The 15,531-nt window shown below is 61.7% G+C and carries 12 protein-coding genes; 11 read left to right on the top strand and 1 reads right to left on the bottom strand.

Annotated features, from left to right (window positions below):
* The first annotated feature begins 280 nt into the window (after window positions 1-280).
* The 10 genes from ribH (at window position 281) to recJ (ending at window position 13,098) form a co-directional block, all read left to right on the top strand.
* Window positions 281-757, top strand: a complete 477-nt coding sequence (gene ribH / locus J7E24_RS03820; protein ID WP_019948742.1) for a 6,7-dimethyl-8-ribityllumazine synthase — start codon at window positions 281-283, stop codon at window positions 755-757.
* 323 nt (window positions 758-1,080) lie between these two features.
* Window positions 1,081-1,464, top strand: coding sequence for a TraR/DksA family transcriptional regulator (locus J7E24_RS03815; protein ID WP_176897415.1), 384 nt, complete (start codon window positions 1,081-1,083; stop codon window positions 1,462-1,464).
* Between the two features lie 232 nt (window positions 1,465-1,696).
* Window positions 1,697-3,613 carry a pseudouridine synthase gene (locus J7E24_RS03810; protein ID WP_215135277.1) on the top strand — a complete coding sequence of 639 codons (1,917 nt, stop codon included), beginning with the start codon at window positions 1,697-1,699 and terminating at the stop codon, window positions 3,611-3,613.
* 208 nt (window positions 3,614-3,821) lie between these two features.
* Window positions 3,822-4,565 carry a type III pantothenate kinase gene (locus J7E24_RS03805; protein ID WP_215135275.1) on the top strand — a complete coding sequence of 248 codons (744 nt, stop codon included), beginning with the start codon at window positions 3,822-3,824 and terminating at the stop codon, window positions 4,563-4,565.
* Entirely contained in the window at window positions 4,552-5,910 is a 1,359-nt protein-coding gene (locus J7E24_RS03800) for an outer membrane protein transport protein (RefSeq protein WP_215135273.1), read from the top strand. The genes J7E24_RS03805 and J7E24_RS03800 overlap by 14 nt, the downstream gene beginning before the upstream one ends.
* A gap of 120 nt (window positions 5,911-6,030) precedes the next feature.
* On the top strand, window positions 6,031-6,633 hold the full coding sequence (gene lptC / locus J7E24_RS03795; RefSeq protein WP_215135271.1) for an LPS export ABC transporter periplasmic protein LptC: 603 nt from the start codon (window positions 6,031-6,033) through the stop codon (window positions 6,631-6,633).
* A 2-nt stretch (window positions 6,634-6,635) separates the two neighbouring features.
* Window positions 6,636-6,923, top strand: a complete 288-nt coding sequence (locus J7E24_RS03790) for a hypothetical protein (protein ID WP_215135269.1) — start codon at window positions 6,636-6,638, stop codon at window positions 6,921-6,923.
* A 133-nt stretch (window positions 6,924-7,056) separates the two neighbouring features.
* A complete protein-coding gene (locus J7E24_RS03785) occupies window positions 7,057-9,192 on the top strand; it encodes a peptidylprolyl isomerase (RefSeq protein ID WP_251047006.1) in 2,136 nt (711 codons plus the stop codon).
* Window positions 9,193-9,405: 213 nt separating this feature from the next.
* A complete protein-coding gene (locus J7E24_RS03780) occupies window positions 9,406-11,244 on the top strand; it encodes a tetratricopeptide repeat protein (RefSeq protein ID WP_251047005.1) in 1,839 nt (612 codons plus the stop codon).
* Window positions 11,245-11,370: 126 nt separating this feature from the next.
* Window positions 11,371-13,098 (top strand): single-stranded-DNA-specific exonuclease RecJ, encoded by a 1,728-nt coding sequence (gene recJ / locus J7E24_RS03775; RefSeq protein WP_215135266.1) that lies wholly within the window; start codon window positions 11,371-11,373, stop codon window positions 13,096-13,098.
* 11 nt (window positions 13,099-13,109) lie between these two features.
* Here recJ and J7E24_RS03770 read toward each other — a convergent pair whose 3' ends face one another.
* Entirely contained in the window at window positions 13,110-13,469 is a 360-nt protein-coding gene (locus J7E24_RS03770; protein WP_215135264.1) for a DoxX family protein, read from the bottom strand.
* 206 nt (window positions 13,470-13,675) lie between these two features.
* On the opposite strand from J7E24_RS03770, the gene J7E24_RS03765 reads away from it, so the two are divergent.
* A complete protein-coding gene (locus J7E24_RS03765; RefSeq protein ID WP_215135263.1) occupies window positions 13,676-15,514 on the top strand; it encodes a peptidase M61 in 1,839 nt (612 codons plus the stop codon).
* The last annotated feature ends 17 nt before the right edge of the window (window positions 15,515-15,531 follow it).

Here is a 15,531-nt window from a genome sequence, read left to right as displayed (position 1 = left end):
CTGTTAGCTTTCGTCCCTCTTAACGGATAAAAATTTGCATAAGGTATTTGATACCAACGCTTTGCAAAGTAGAAAGGCGGCTCTAGAGCCGCCTTTCTACTTTATATAAACAGCCAATCGATGCACTTATCCTTGTAATGGGGCGTTTCCCCGCCTTTAACATAGCTCTAAAGCTGTATTAAAAGCGCGTAGCTTTTTCGATAAACAATTGTCTTGCAGAACTTAAGCTGACAGCTAGCAGCTGATAGCTAACAGTTCAAAAACCCATAGCTTAAAACAAATGGCAACTTCCCTCAAAAACCTGAGCGACTACACCTCCGACCACTTCGTTGACATCTCCGAGAAGCGCTTTGGGCTGGTAGTGGCCGAGTGGAACCGCGAAATCACCGATACGCTGGCCCAGGGCGCCTACGATACACTGCTTAAGCATGGCGCCAAACCCGAGCATATCTTCCGCAACACCGTGCCCGGCAGCTTCGAGCTGACGCTGGGGGCGCAGCTGCTGGCCCAGCACGACGAGATTGATGCCGTAATTTGCCTGGGCGTGGTAATTCAGGGCGAAACCAAGCACGACGACTACATTTGCCACGCCGTGGCCAGTGGCATCACCAACGTGGGCCTCAAGTTCAACAAGCCCGTTATCTTCGGGCTCGTAACCACCAACACGCTGGAGCAGGCCTGGGACCGGGCCGGTGGCAAACACGGCAATAAGGGTGTAGAAGGGGCAGTGGCCGCCATTCATATGCTGGGTTTCTAAGCTCAAATGCCGGGCCGGTTCGGTGAGCCGGGCGGCGGCTGTCCCTGAGTAATAGCGTAGTCCGCTACGGGCGAGCCATTGCCATTTAGGCAGGTGGGCGCGCAATCCGCCGACAAAACCGTAGCTTTGCGGCCGATTACCGGCATTGAGCGGCTGCGGAGCTTGTGTAAGCAGGCTTCTGGCAAAGCAACTGAACAAACCAATCCGGCCCGGCTGCTGTTCGGTTTAGCCGGCTTAGCAACCAGATGCGCCAGCTGGTCGGTATCATTTTCTCCCAGCATCCCCACTCCCACTCCCTCTCACTATAATCTTCCTTTACCATCATGAGTGAAGCACCCCTACGCTATTCCAAGGAAGAACTGGCCGAGTTCGAGCAAATTATCCAGGACAAGCTTACCGCTGCCCGCAAAGAAGTTTCCTTTATCAAGGAGACCCTGAGCCGCAAAAACGACATGGGCACCGACAACACGGCCTCTTCATCGAAGGTGCTGGAAGATGGCGCCGACACGGCTGAGAAGGAAAGTATGAACCAGTTGGCGTCGCGCCAGATGAAGTTCATCCAGCAGCTCGAAAACGCGTTAGTCCGCATCAAGAACGGTACGTATGGTGTATGCATCGGTACCGGCAAGCTTATCCAGAAGGAACGCCTGCGCGCCGTACCGCACACCCAGCATTCGATTGAGGCCAAAATGGCCCGTCGCGACTAAACCAGTTGTCAGTTTTTAGCGGGCCGTCATTAGGTTGTTCTCCGAAACATTGCCTGACAACGGCCCGCTAAAAACTGACAACTAAAAGACCAGCCCGGATTGGCTGCCTGAACCTCGCCCCGCGCGGGGGCAGGCTACCAATCCGGGCACTGTTTTCCGCGGAGCTTTGTTTGTAAGCTCTCCCGAATCATTCATCTGTACCGTAGCGATACGGCACGCACGCTTCACCATTATGGGTAAGAAACACCACTCCGACGACGCGCCTAAGGGCCGCGGCCGCTTCTCCAGCTCCAGCCGGCCTACGAGCCGCGACGCGGGCAGCAAATTCATTCAGCCCGGCCAGGAGCGGGCCAACCGCGACCAGGCCCGCGGTGGCGCCGGCCGCAACGACTCGCGGCGCAGCAGCGACCGACCCGCCTTTGGCGGACGCCCGGCGGAGGGTGGCTACGGTAGCCCGCGCAAGTTTGGCAATGGCGGTGGCAGCTTTGGTGGCCCACGTAAGTTTGGCAACAGCGGTGGCGGCAGCTTCGGTGGCCGCGACGAGCGCCCGGCCCGCGACAACCGCTTCGGTGGCGGCCGCGACGAGCGCCCGGCGCGTGACAGCCGCTTTGGCGGTGATTCGCGGAGTGCCGGCCGGAGCGACGACCGCCGCGACCAGCGCGACGAGCGGCCGATACGCAACTTCGAAGCCAAGCAAACCTGGAAAGGCCAGCCCTACCGGCGGGAAGATGGCGAGCAGTCGGTGCCCCGTGGAGAACCTGGTGAGCGGAACCGCAAATTCATTAAGGGGAACCCGAATGCCGTAGACGAGCCGCGCCGGGAAGCCCCGCGCCCACGCCCGCAGGAAGACCATCTGGGCTCGCGCGAGTACGGCCCCGACCGCCCGGTACGCCCGGCCCGTGCCTTCGACCCCAACCGCCGGCCCGAGAGCCTGGCCCCACAGCACCCCGATTTTTCGGATGACGCCACCTACCGCGCTACCCGCCGGGCCGAAGAAGCCGGCAGCCGGGAGCAGCGCGACAATTCTGACCGAAAGCCCTCTGGCTTCGGGGGAGGAGCCAGTGGCGAGCGGCGCAGCAGCTTTGGCCGCGACGAGCGCCGCAATGAGCGCCCCGACCGCGACCGGCGCGACGACCGGCGCTCCGAGCGTCCGGCAGGTGCTGACCGGCCCGCGCGCCGCAATGATGCGGATGCACCGCGCGGAGCCTTCGGGCGCGACGAGCGACGTGCGCCGCGTGAGGAACGGCCCCGCCGTGCTTACGACGAGCGCCCAGGCCGGCCCGATGCGCCAGCCGCCGCCGCCGACTCGAACCAGGCCGGCAAGCGCAAGCGGGGCGAGGTAACCGGCGAAGCACCCGACTACAAGAACCTGCGCCACTACGAGGAAGATAAAAACCGGGGCAACAAGCGCCGCCGCGAAGAGGAGGACAACACCGCCGAAGGCTCGACGCGCCTCAACCGCTACATCGCCAACGCCGGCATCTGCTCGCGCCGCGACGCCGACGCGCTGATTGCCGCTGGCGAGATAAAAGTGAACGGGGAAGTAGTAACGGAAATGGGCTACCAGGTGCAGCCCTCCGACACGGTGCAGTACGGCAAAACCAACCTTAGCCGCGAAAAACAAGTGTACCTGCTGCTCAATAAGCCCAAGGACTTCCTCACCACCACCGACGACCCCGAAGGCCGTCGCACGGTAATGGAGCTCATCAAGAGTGCCTCGAAGGAGCGCGTTTTCCCGGTAGGTCGCCTCGACCGCAACACCACCGGCCTGTTGCTGTTCACCAACGACGGCGAAGTAGCCCAGAAACTTTCGCACCCCTCGCACCGCAACAAGAAAATTTACCAGGTGGAACTGGATAAGCCCTTGACGGAAGAGGACCTGCGCCAGATTGCGGCCGGCGTGGAACTGGAAGACGGCAAGGCCGAAGTGGACGACGTGGCTGTAGTGGCCGGCAACCCGCACTTTGTGGGCGTGGAAATCCATATTGGCCGTAACCGCATTGTGCGCCGCATTTTCGAGCACCTCGGCTACGATGTAGTAGCCTTGGACCGGGTGCAGTACGCCGGCCTCACCAAGAAGGACCTACCCCGGGGCAAGTGGCGCTTCCTCAACGAGAAGGAAGTTATCCGCCTCAAGTATTTCATGTAAGCAGGCAACCCCGGGGGCCTAAACCGGCTCCCGGAGTTATCGGCTGCCAGAAAGAACGTTATTCAGAGTGAAGCGAAGAATCTCGCTCGGGGCCGTTGCAACAACACACCAACGGCTTCGGGCGAGATTCTGTGCTTTGCGCTGAATGACGTTCTTTTTAGCTTCTCGCTACTTTTGGCTTTCAGCTTCCAATCTCTTCCTTCTCCCATTGCGCACGCTCGCCCTCGATATTGGCAATACGGCCGTGAAGTACGGCTGCTTTGAGCGGGATGAGCTGCTGGAATGGGCCAGTGCCCAGACCCCCGCGCAGGTTCGGGCGGCGGTGCTACGCCTGCAGCCCGAGCATGTAGTGGTAGCATCGGTGGCCGAGCCGACGGCTGTTTGGGCGGCCGAGCTGCGGGCGCTGGTACCGGGCCAGGTGCTGGAGTTTGTGCCTGCTTCCACGCCGATACCCTTAGCCAACGCCTACGCCACGCCCCATACCCTTGGAGCCGACCGGCTAGCGGGGGCAGTGGGGGCGGCTTGGCTGCTGCCGGGGCGCGATGTGGTAGTTGTGGATGCCGGTACGGCCATCAAGTTTGATGTAGTAGAAGGCGGGCAGGTGTTTCGGGGCGGCAGCATTGCGCCGGGGCTGGCCATGCGGTTTAAGGCACTGCACGCGTTTACTGGGCGGCTGCCGCTGGTAGCCCCGCCGGCCGATGGCCTGCATGAGGTGCCCCTCACCGGTACCGATACCGAAAGTGCCATCTGCAGTGGCGTATTGAACGGGGCAGTGGCCGAAGTGGCCGGCTTGCTGGCCGCCTACGCTGCCCGCTACCCGAAGCTGGCCGTGGTGCTGGCCGGCGGCGACGCACCATTTTTCCGTGCCCGCCTGAAAGGACCTATCTTTGTTGTTCCGGAGCTGGTTTTACTTGGGCTCCACCGAATTTTAGTACATCATGTCGCAACTTAATTTTGCTGGACTGGCCGGCGGTTTTTCGCTGCTGGGCCTGCTGGCTGCCACGCCGGGGGCGCTGGGCCAGGGTCAGGGCTTGGGCAACTCGCCTTATTCGCGTCTGGGGCTGGGCGATGCCAGCCAGAACCTGGGTGGCGTGCGGCAAATGGGCATGGGCGGCACGGGCGTCGCGGCGCCAAATGGCACCAACGTCAACGAGTTGAACCCGGCGCTGCTGTATTACACCAACCGCACTACGTTCGAGGCCGGGTACACCGGCCAGTTCAAAACGCTACGCAATAATGTAAGCAGCCAGCGTACCGGTACCGGCACGCTGGGCTACATAACCCTGGCAGTTCCCATCAGCCGCAGCTGGGCTGGGGCCATTGGCCTCAAGCCTTACAGCACGGTAGACTACGAGTCCAAGACGGTGGACAACGGCGTGGACAACGACCAAAATGCCCAGCTGGAGCGCCAGTACAGAGGTGACGGTGGCTTGGCCGAGGCCTACATGAGCCACGCGGTACGGCTGCGTAAAAACCTGGTAGTAGGCGTGTCGGCGGCTTATGTGTTTGGCAGCATCAACCAGCAGGCCAGCACCCGCGTGGGCACTGCTACGTTGCCCCTGGCGCTGGCCAGCCGCTCTATTTACGAGCAGCAGGTACGCTACACCGATTTCACCTTCCGCTCGGGAGTGCATTACCGTGGCAAGCTCAATGACAAGCTCAACTACAACGTGGGCGGGGTGTACAGCTTCCAGAGCAAGCTCAACGGCAACCGAAGCACTAATATTCTGCGCGAAGACGCTAGCGGAGCCCTGATTAACGCCAATGCACTGAGCAGCGGCGAGAAGGGCAAAGCCCAGGTGCCCGCGCTGTCGCAGGTGGGCATCAGCTTCGACAACAACCGCAACTGGAGCCTGAACCTCGACGGCAGCCTGCAGCAATGGTCGCGCTTCAAATCGTTTGGCCAGGAAGGCGGGCTGTCGAACATTGCGCTCAGTGACACGTACCGCGGGTCGGTGGGCGGCGAATACACCCCCGACCCTACATCGGTCGATAACTACTTCAAGCGCGTTGCTTACCGCGTGGGCCTTAGCGTGGCTCAGCTGCCGTACCGCCCCGGCGGCAACGTGTTGCTCGACCGGGCCGTGAGCTGGGGTTTTGCCCTGCCGCTGCCCTCGGCTTCGGCCCTCGATGCCACCACCGTCAGCCTGGGCTTCACCTACGGGCGGCGCGGCAACACCGATGTGCTCCGGCTCGCCGATAATACCACTGAGCGCAATGTGCAGGAAAGCTACATCCGGATGCAGCTGGGCGTGACGCTCAACAACCGTTGGTTTATCAAACGCCGGATTGAGTAAGCGGAGAAGGAGCGTGCAGCGGCGGGGGAGTAAGAAGAAGTGGAGCCAGATGAATTTTCTGGCCGGTACTTGCTTACCTGACGCCGCTGCCGCTCATCCTTTGTTCAATTTCCTCCAGATATGAAATCAGCAGAGTGCATACCGGGGTGGCTGGTGCTGGGCACAGCGGCGCTGCTGGCCACTGGCTGCCACAAAGCCGACGAGGTAGTAGCCAAGCCCATCGACTACCAGGGCCCAACCATCGAAACCCGCAACGTGCTCATGCTCGTCAGCGACTCGGCCCGGTTGCGCGTGCGCCTGACGGCCCCACTGGAGCAGAGTTTTGAGTCGGGCGACCGGCTCTACCCCGAGGGCGTGCAGCTCACGTTCATGGATGAAGCGGGCAAAACGGTTGTCAACACCATCACGGGCAAGTACGGCCGCTACCAGCGCAACCAGGGCCTGTACTCTATGCGCGGCGACGTGCGCGTAACCAACGTGCCCAAGCAGCAGCGCATGAATTCCGAGGAGGCTTTCTACGACCAGAACAAGGCCAGCATTTACACCAAGCCCGAAACCGAAATCAAGGTGACGACGCCCACCGAGGTGCTTACCGGCCGGGGCCTGACGGCCAACCAGGACTTTTCGCGCTACCGGATTTTAACCCCCACCGGCGTGTTTACCATGCAGGAAGGCGCCCCGGCGGCCGCCCCCGTAGCTCCACCCACTGATACCGCTCCGTAGCCATGAAACGATTCTGGGACCCTGGCATCAGCCGGACCATACTGCTGGTTTTCGGCGTGTTCACGTTTGTCGTGGCCTCTTACCGCACGCTGGCTACCGGCGGCCTGGAGGGCCTCTACGACAACTACTGGCTGTATATGGTCGCCTTTGGCTGCGTTATCTGGCTGCGGTATCAGCGCCAGCGCCAGAAGGAGGCCGACCTGCGGGCCGAGGATGCCCGGAAGGCCGAAACTAAAAAAGCGGCCCGCAAACCCGGCAAAGCAGCCGGCAAGCCCAAGAAGCGGAAATAGCAGCCCAGGGCCTATTGTGCCCGGCCAGGGCATGGCGCTTTATCTATCTGACAGAGAATGTACCAAATGACCGGCATTTTTGGTTATTTTGCGCCTCATTCACCATTTTCTACCCGCGCTTTTTTTCAAGTTCATGGCATTAATTAATACAATCCGCGAAAAATCGGGCTGGGCAGTTGGCGCTATCGTCATCGGCCTGCTCCTGTTTATGGTGGGCGGCGACCTGTTTACGGGGCAGAACAGCTTCTTTGGCCGCTCCGACCGCTCGGTGGGTGAAATTGCAGGGCAGGAAATCGACTATGACGAATTCAACGCCACGCTGGAGCAGGCCAAGCAGGCCTTCATTCAGCAGCAGGGCCGCCAGCCCGACGAGCAGGCCATGGGCTACCTGCGTGAGCAGGCCTGGAACCAGCTGCTCTACCGCATTGCTTTCCAGAAGCAGTTCGAGAAGCTGGGCCTGACCGTTTCGGACGATGAAATCTACGAGATGGTGCAGGGCACTAACATCAACAACTTGCACCCCAGCATCCGCCAAGCTTTTACTGACTCCACGGGCCAGTTCAGCCGAGCAAATTTGCAGACCTACCTGCGTAACCTTGATAAAGATCCGCAGGCACAGGCCACCTTCACCAACTTCGAGCAGAACCTGCGCCCCGAGCGCCTGGGCCAGAAGTACACCAACCTGCTCAAAATGAGCACCTACGTAACTTCGGCCGAAGCCAAGCGCTTCAACGAGGGCATGATGGCCCAGGTAAACCTGCGCTACCTGTTCGTGCCCTACTTCGCCCTTTCCGATTCGAGCGTGAAAGTAACCGACGAGCAGCTGCAGGCCTATATTGATAAAAACCAGGGCCGCTTTAAGGTAGAAGATGGCCGCAGCATCGAGTACGTATCCATTCCGGTTACGGCTTCGGTGGAAGACAGCACCGAAATCAGTAAAACGGTGAATGAGCTGGCTACCCAGTTTGCCGCCGCCCCCGCCGACTCGGTATTCGTGAAGCTCAACTCCGACAATCCGGTTGCCCCGGCCTACCTCACGGCTGCCGACATGCCCGAGAAACTGCGCGAGCAACTGCCACTGCAGGAAGGAAAAGTATACGGCCCCTACGCCGAAAACGGCACCTACTCGCTGTACAAGGTAACCGGCCAGAAAACCGGCGACCAGGCTGCCGCCCGCGCCAGCCACATCCTCATCAAGAGCGAAGGCACCACGCCTGAGGCCGATGCCGCCGCTAAGGCCAAGGCCACGGAAGTGCTCAGCAAGATTAAGGGCGGTGCCGATTTCGCTGCCATGGCCCGCCAGTATGGCTCGGATGGTACCACCGCTACCGGCGGCGACCTGGGCTGGTTCCAGCAGGGCCGCATGGTGCCCGAGTTCGAGAAGGCCGTGTTCGGCGCTTCTTCGCTCGGCCTGCTGCCCAACCTCGTGAAGACCTCGTTTGGCTACCACATCATCAAGGTAACCGCCGCGCCCACCAAGCAGACCTACCGCGTGGCCACGGTGCAGAAAAGCATTCAGCCCACCGAGGGCACCCGCGACGCGGCTTACAACAAGGCCCAGGAGCTAAAAGGCCAGGCCACCGACCTGGAGTCGTTCCGCAAGGCGGTAGCTGCCGACAAGAGCCTGCAGAAAACCGAAGCTAAAAACCTAGGTCGCGGCGACCAGGCCGTAAACAACCTCCAGGATGCCCGTGCGCTGGTGCGCTGGGCCTACGGCGCCGACGACTCGGAAGGCCCCGGTGCTAAAGAAATCGGCGACGTATCGCGCGTTTTCGAAATCGGCGACACCTACGTAGTAGCCGTACTCACGGGCGAGCGGAGCAAGGGTACGGCCGACCTGGCCAGCATCAAGCCCGAAATTACAGCCCAGGTGCGCAACGAGCTGAAGGCCGAGCAAATCAAGCAGAAGCTGAGCACCTCCAAAGGCACGCTCGAGCAGATGGCGCAGGCCTACGGCCCCGCCGCTCAGGTGAAAACGGCCGACAACGTAGTACTGGGGCAGAGCATGATTGCCGGTGTAGGTAGCGAGCCAATTGCGGTGGGTCGGGCCTTCGGGCTGAAAGTAGGCCAGAAGTCGGCCCCGATTGCCGGCGAGCAAGGTGTGTTCGTGGTAGAGCCCACCAGCGTACAGCCCGCTCCCCCGACCACCGACGTAGCCGCCGCCCGCCAGCAGCTGACCACCCAGCGCGCGGCCCGCACCGATGGCCTCATCTTTGAAGCCCTCAAGCAGAACGCCGACGTGAAAGACAACCGCGCCAAGTTCTTTTAGGGCGTAGAACAGAGGTGACGGAGCAGTGCGAACTGCCTGTCATGTCATCCTGACGAAGGAAGGACCTTATCCTGCAAGACCGACCAGAATACTGGTTCAGTTTTGCAGGGTAAGGTCCTTCCTTCGTCAGGATGACAGTATCTTTAGAATAACAACATTGCTTCCTGAATTTCCTTCCGGCACTTTCCGGCCGCTTCATCTCGTTAGCTCTGCATGAAAAACCCGTTGCGTGGAATGCGTGGATTGATAGGCAGCGCCGGCCTGCTGGCGCTGCTGGCCGTAGTCCCGGCCGCCCGGGCCCAGGCCCCCGATGATGGCAGCATTCAGCTGGCCCGCGAGTACGAGCGCAAGGGCGAGCACGAGAAGGCCGCCTACCTGTTCGGCCGCCTGCGCACCGACGAGCAGACGGCCCCCAACGTGCTGCCCGATTACCTGGCCGCCCTCCAGGCCCTCAAGCGCACTAAAGACGCCGAGAAGCTGGTGAAGCGCGCCATCAAGCAGCGCCCCCAGGACCAGACGCTGGGCGTAACGCTGGGCCTGATTTCGGCCGCGGCCGGCGACCCGGCGGCGGCTGCTAAGCAGTGGGAACGGGTCGTGCAGCTGCTCAACCCCGATCAGGTAGTGCCCGTGGCGACCAGCTTTCAGCAGGCCAACCTGCCCGCCTGGACGGTCCGCACCTACCTGCGCGGGCGGCAGCTGGCGGGCAATGAAACCGAGTATGCGCCCCAGCTTATCAGCATTTACACCCAGCGGGGCCTGACTGATATGGTGCTGGTGGAAACCCTGCGCCTCGTGCAGGATGATGAGCAGCAGCTGCCCTTCGTGCGTAACATGCTTCAGAACAACCTGCAGGATGAAGCCGCCTTTGCTACTCTCGAAAAGGAGCTGCTGACCCAGGTGCAGCGCAACCCCGACCGCGCCGTGTACAGCGAGCTGCTGCTGTGGCTGCAGGTGCAGCGCCGCGACTTTATTGGGGCCCTGGTGCAGGCCAAGGCCCTCGACCGGCGCGGCCGCAGCCAGGGCCGCCGGGTGCTGGAAGTGGCCGAAATTGCCCGCCGCAACAAAGACTACGAAAGTGCCATTGCCGGCTTCGAGTACATTGCCCGCGAGTACGCCGGCCAGCCCTTTTATGCCCTGGCCCGCCAGCGCCTCGTGCAAACCCGCGAAGACCAGGTGCGCAACACCTACCCCGTAAACCAAACCCAGCTGCGGGGCCTGCTGAAGGAATACGAGCAGGTACTCAGCGACCTGGGCCGCACGCCCGAAACGGCGCCCGTGCTGCGCAGCATGGCTGCCCTGCTGGCTTTCCAGCTCGGCGAGCAGGCCCCGGCCATGAAGCTGCTGGAAGAAGTAATTGCCATGCCCCGCGCCAGCTCCGACGTGGTGGATCAGGCTAAAATCGACCTGGCCGACATATACGTGCTGCGGGCCGAGCCCTGGGAGGCTACGCTGTTGTATTCTCAGGTCGAGAAGTCGCACAAGGATACGCCGCTGGGCTACGATGCCAAGCTGCGCAACGCCCGCCTCAGCTACTTCGCCGGCGACTTCAAGCTGGCCAAATCGCACCTCGATATTCTCAAGCAGGCCACCACCCGCGAAATTGCCAACGATGCCATGCAGCTCAGCCTGCTCATCACCGACAATACGGCCCAGGATACCTCGGGCGTCGCCCTGCGCGACTACGCTGCCATCGAGCAGCTCGTGTTCCAGAACAAGCTGCCCGAAGCACTGCGCGGCCTCGATGCGCTGCTGGTGAAGTATCCCGGCCACGCCCTGCAGGACGAAGCCTGGTACCTGAAAGCCCAGCTGCAGCGCCGCACCAGCGACTATGCCGGGGCCCTGGCCACCCTGGAGCGCATCACGGCCAACCCCAAGTACGACGTGCTCAGCGACGACGCCCTGTTTCTGGCTGCCAGCATTCAGCAAGAAAGCCTGCAAGACCGTGAGAAGGCTCAGCTGCTCTACCAGCAGCTCATCACCAGGCACGCCGGCAGTATTTACGTAGCCGAGGCCCGTAAACGTTTCCGCCAGCTGCGCGGCGATGTGCAGTAAAGACTAGGCGTTGCTGCTGCAACATCTGTGCTTTTATTGGGTACTTTTGGTATCCTGCGTTGTGGCAGCGGCCCGCCGAACGGTTCGCCTGCCTCTGCGTCATCTGCAAAATCTGCATTAGCTGTGATGAAGAAACGATGGATCCGCAAGCCGGCGCCCGAGGCGGAGCAGGTGGCGCACCTGGCCCAGGCATTGCGCGTAAACGAGGCCATTGTGCGGCTGCTGTGCCAGCGCGAGATTGGTACCTTCGAACTGGCCCGCAGCTACTTCCGGCCCGACCTCGGCCAGTTGCACGACCCGCTGCTGATGCGCGACATGGACCGCGCCGTGGCCCGGCTCGTGCAGGCGCTGCACGGCGGCGAGCGGGTACTGGTATACGGCGACTACGATGTGGACGGCACGACCTCGGTGGCCCTGGTGTACAGCTACCTGCTCCGCTTCTTCGGCCCCGAGCGCATCGACTACTACATTCCCGACCGCTACAAAGAAGGCTACGGCGTATCGGAGGCCGGTATTGATTTCGCGACGGAGAGCAAGTTTCAGCTCATCATTGCCCTCGATTGCGGGGTGAAATCGGTGGAGAAAGTGGCCTACGCCAACGAGCGGGGCGTGGACTTCATCATCTGCGACCACCACTTACCCGGCGCTGAGCTGCCGGCCGCCGTGGCCGTGCTCGACCCCAAGCGCGCCGATTGCGCCTACCCGTTCAAGGAGCTGTGCGGCTGCGGCGTGGGCTTCAAGCTGATGCAGGCCTTCACCGAGCACCAAGGCCTGCCCGAAGACGACCTCTACGAGTTGCTGGACCTGGTGGCCGTGGCCATTGCCGCCGACATCGTGCCCATTTATGGCGAAAACCGCACCCTCGCTTTCCACGGCCTGCGCCTGCTGAATGACCGCGCCCGCACCCAGCGACCCGGCTTCGAGGCCCTGCGCGAGCTGGCCGGCCTGCGCGACACCGAGCTGAGCATTACCAGCCTGGTATTTGGCTTCTCGCCCCGCATCAACGCCGCCGGCCGCATGGGCGACGCCAAGCGCGCCGTGGCCATGCTACTGGCTGGCACCGCCGAACAGGCCAAAGAAAAGGCCGGCGTCGTCGACAAAACCAACCAGGAACGCCGCACCGTTGATACCAGTACCGCAAAGGAGGCGCTGGCTATGATTGAGGATGATGCTGCGCTGCAGGCTGCCAGCAGCACCGTGCTCTTCAAACCCGACTGGCACAAGGGTGTAGTGGGCATTGTGGCCTCGCGTTGCATCGATAAATACTACCGGCCCACCGTTATCCTCACCGAAAGCAACGGCAAAGCCACCGGCTCGGCTCGCTCGGTGGTGGGCTTCGATGTGCACCAGGCCATTGAGGAGTGTGCCGATTTGCTCGACCAGTTCGGGGGCCACATGTACGCCGCCGGCCTCACGCTGCCGCTCGAAAACGTAGCCCTGTTCCAGCAGAAGTTCGAGCGCATCGTAGCCGGCCGCATCACGCCCGAGCAGCTTATTCCGCCCGTCGATATCGACTGCACCGTTGCCTTACATGATATTACTCCCTCGTTCTACAAGCTGCTGAACCAGATGGAGCCCTTCGGTCCCGGCAACGCCAACCCGGTTTTCGCCTCCGAAAACGTAACCGCCGCCCCCGACTCGGCACGCATCGTGGGCAACTCCCACCTTAAGATTGCCCTCACCCAAAACGGGGGCCGCCACCGCCTCGAAGCCATCGGCTTCGGTATGGGCGACCACCTCGAGCGTATCCAGGGGGGCGAACCGTTCAGCGTTTGCTACAACGTCGAAATCAACGAGTATCGGGGCGTGAAATCGTTGCAGCTCAAGCTGAAGGATATTCGCTGGGAGGAGTAGAGCAAAAAGGTTTACCGCCGCACCCACCACACCCACGCCATCAGCCCCAACTGCAATGGCAAGCGTAGCCAGAGGGCCCACTCGGGCACGGGCATACCTGCGCCGTGGCTTTGCAGCATGTACACGTTGGCCGGAAACACAGCCACTAGCAGCGCCATGAGGCCCCAGGCGGCCCAAAGCCGGGTGGCGGGAACCAGCAACCCCAGCGCCCCCGCTATTTCGGCGGCGCCGCTGAGCTGTACCAGCAGCAGCGGGTTGGGCAGGTAGGGCGGCACGATGCGCACGAACCCATCGGGGCGCAGAAAGTGTAGGATGCCGGCCGTGAGGAAAAATAGAGCCAGCACGAGGCGGGCGGTTTCTTTGAGGTTCATACGTTGGAGCTATAAGCTGTCAGCCACAAGCTGCAAGCTAGGCAGAGCGTAAAGGAACGTCATTCAGAGCGCAGCGAAGAATCTCGCGTGCTGACGCTGGATTACTGTTGCAACGTCAGCACGCGATATTCTTCGCTGCGCTCTGAATGACGTTCAGACACTACGTACCTTCGTGAGGGCGTTAGCCTGCTATTCTACTGCGTACTATGAAATTTTTGCCATTGGCCCTCGGGCTGAACCTGGTGGCAGCCGTGGGGGCGCTGGCTCAGCAGCCCGCCGGCTACCGCATCAACCTCGATTTCGCGCGCGTAGTCAACGACCGAGTGAAGGTGGTTATTCAGACGCCCGTTCTGCAGGAGGAGCAGGCCACCTACGTGATGCCTGCGGTGGTGCCCGGTTCGTACTCCAAGAAGGACTACGGGCGCTTTATCACCAGCTTCAAGGCCTTCGATAAGAACGGCAAGGCCCTGAAGGTACGCAACGACGGCCCCAACCTGTTCGTCATTAGCAACGCCCGCCAACTGGCCCGCCTCGAATACCTGGTGGACGACACTTGGGATGCCAAGCAGGACGACCAGTTCGTCTTTCAGCCCGGCGGTACCAATATCGACGCTGGCCGCAACTTCACGCTCAACCATTACGGTTTCTACGGCTACTTCGAGGGTTACAAGCTGCAGCCCTATGAAGTAACCGTTGAGAAGCCCGCCGACCTCTACGGAGCCACCGCCCTGCCCGTGCGCCGCGCCTCGCTCACCCGCGACGTGCTTATGGCCCCCGACTACGTGACGCTGGCCGACGGCCCCGTGCTGTATGCCAGGCCCGATACGGCCAGCTTCAGCACTGGCGGGGCCCGCATTTCAGTGGCGGTACTCTCGGAAACCGGGGCCGTGAAGGCGGCCGACCTGAGCCGGATGCTACGGCCTATGTCGGAAGCGCTGACCAAGTACTTTGGTCGGATGCCGGTGCCGCGCTACCAGTTCCTCTTCTACTTCCCCAGCCAGAATTCGGCCCTGAACAGCGAAAACGGCGGCTACGGGGCCATGGAGCACAGCTACTCCTCGCTCTACTTTCTGCCCGAAATACCCGACCCGGCCCGCTTGCAGAGCATGGTGCTGGAAGTGGCTTCGCACGAGTTTCTGCACATGCTGGCCCCGCTCAACATCCACTCGCGCGAAATCGGCGACTTCGACTTCCGCAACCCCAAAATGTCGCAGCATCTGTGGCTGTACGAGGGCGTAACCGAGTACGTGGCCCAGCAGGTGCAGGTGCAGGCCGGCCTGATTTCGCCCGCCGAGTTTCAGGCGCGCATGAAGGGCAAAATAGACAAGGACGCCAGCTATGGCCCGCCGGTTTCGTTTACCGAGATGAGCCGCCTCATTCTGGAGCCGCCCTACAAGGACATGTATGAGAACGTGTACAACAAAGGCGCGCTGCTGGGTTTGCTGCTCGACATCAGGCTGCGCGAACTGAGCCAGGGCCGCCAAACTCTGCGTGACGTGCTGTTGACCCTGCGCGAGAAGTACGGCCCCACCCGCTCGTTCGACGACGACGCGCTCATCCCCGAAATCGTGGCCCTCACCAGCCCCGAAATCGGGACGTTTTTCCGCCGCTACGTGCAGGGGGCAGAGCCGCTGCCGCTGGCCGAGTACTTCGGCAAAATGGGTTGGCGCTACGAGCCCGTGGCTCCGGCGCGCATTAAGGCCTTTGGTAAGCTCGGTTTCGCCTACGACCAAAGCCTCGACCAGTTTCGGGCCGCCCAGACCCAGGCCGACCAGAACGCCTTTGGCCTGGCCGAGGGCGACGTAATTGTGGCCGTGGATGGCCAGCCGATAACCATGCAGAACGCCGAGCAGCTACTGCGCCCCCTGGTAGAGCCCACCACGGCCACCGCCGTGCGCCTCCGGTTCAGGCACGGCAAAGGCCCGGTGCAGGAGCGCCAGGCCACTCCCCGCGAGTTTGAGGTGGAAGTGAAAAACCTGGTCGAAACCCTGCCCACCGCTACACCCGCCCAGCAGCAGCTCCAGAACGCGCTGCTGAAAGGGTAGAAGAACTGTCATGCTGA

Source organism: Hymenobacter sp. ISL-91 (genome assembly GCF_018613725.1).
Classification (GTDB): Bacteria; Bacteroidota; Bacteroidia; order Cytophagales; family Hymenobacteraceae; genus Hymenobacter.
The sequence above is the reverse complement of the archived record's forward strand: the minus strand, read 5'-3'. Positions and strand labels throughout refer to the sequence as shown.

Excerpts from the sequence above, each read along its gene's own strand:
- ribH (WP_019948742.1), top strand. The coding sequence starts at position 281 with ATGGCAACTTCCCTCAAAAACCTGAGCGACTACACCTCCGACCACTTC.
- J7E24_RS03815 (WP_176897415.1), top strand. The coding sequence starts at position 1,081 with ATGAGTGAAGCACCCCTACGCTATTCCAAGGAAGAACTGGCCGAGTTC.
- J7E24_RS03810 (WP_215135277.1), top strand. The coding sequence starts at position 1,697 with ATGGGTAAGAAACACCACTCCGACGACGCGCCTAAGGGCCGCGGCCGC.
- J7E24_RS03800 (WP_215135273.1), top strand. The coding sequence starts at position 4,552 with ATGTCGCAACTTAATTTTGCTGGACTGGCCGGCGGTTTTTCGCTGCTG.
- lptC (WP_215135271.1), top strand. The coding sequence starts at position 6,031 with ATGAAATCAGCAGAGTGCATACCGGGGTGGCTGGTGCTGGGCACAGCG.
- J7E24_RS03790 (WP_215135269.1), top strand. The coding sequence starts at position 6,636 with ATGAAACGATTCTGGGACCCTGGCATCAGCCGGACCATACTGCTGGTT.
- J7E24_RS03785 (WP_251047006.1), top strand. The coding sequence starts at position 7,057 with ATGGCATTAATTAATACAATCCGCGAAAAATCGGGCTGGGCAGTTGGC.
- J7E24_RS03780 (WP_251047005.1), top strand. The coding sequence starts at position 9,406 with ATGAAAAACCCGTTGCGTGGAATGCGTGGATTGATAGGCAGCGCCGGC.
- recJ (WP_215135266.1), top strand. The coding sequence starts at position 11,371 with ATGAAGAAACGATGGATCCGCAAGCCGGCGCCCGAGGCGGAGCAGGTG.
- J7E24_RS03770 (WP_215135264.1), bottom strand. The coding sequence starts at position 13,469 with ATGAACCTCAAAGAAACCGCCCGCCTCGTGCTGGCTCTATTTTTCCTC.
- J7E24_RS03765 (WP_215135263.1), top strand. The coding sequence starts at position 13,676 with ATGAAATTTTTGCCATTGGCCCTCGGGCTGAACCTGGTGGCAGCCGTG.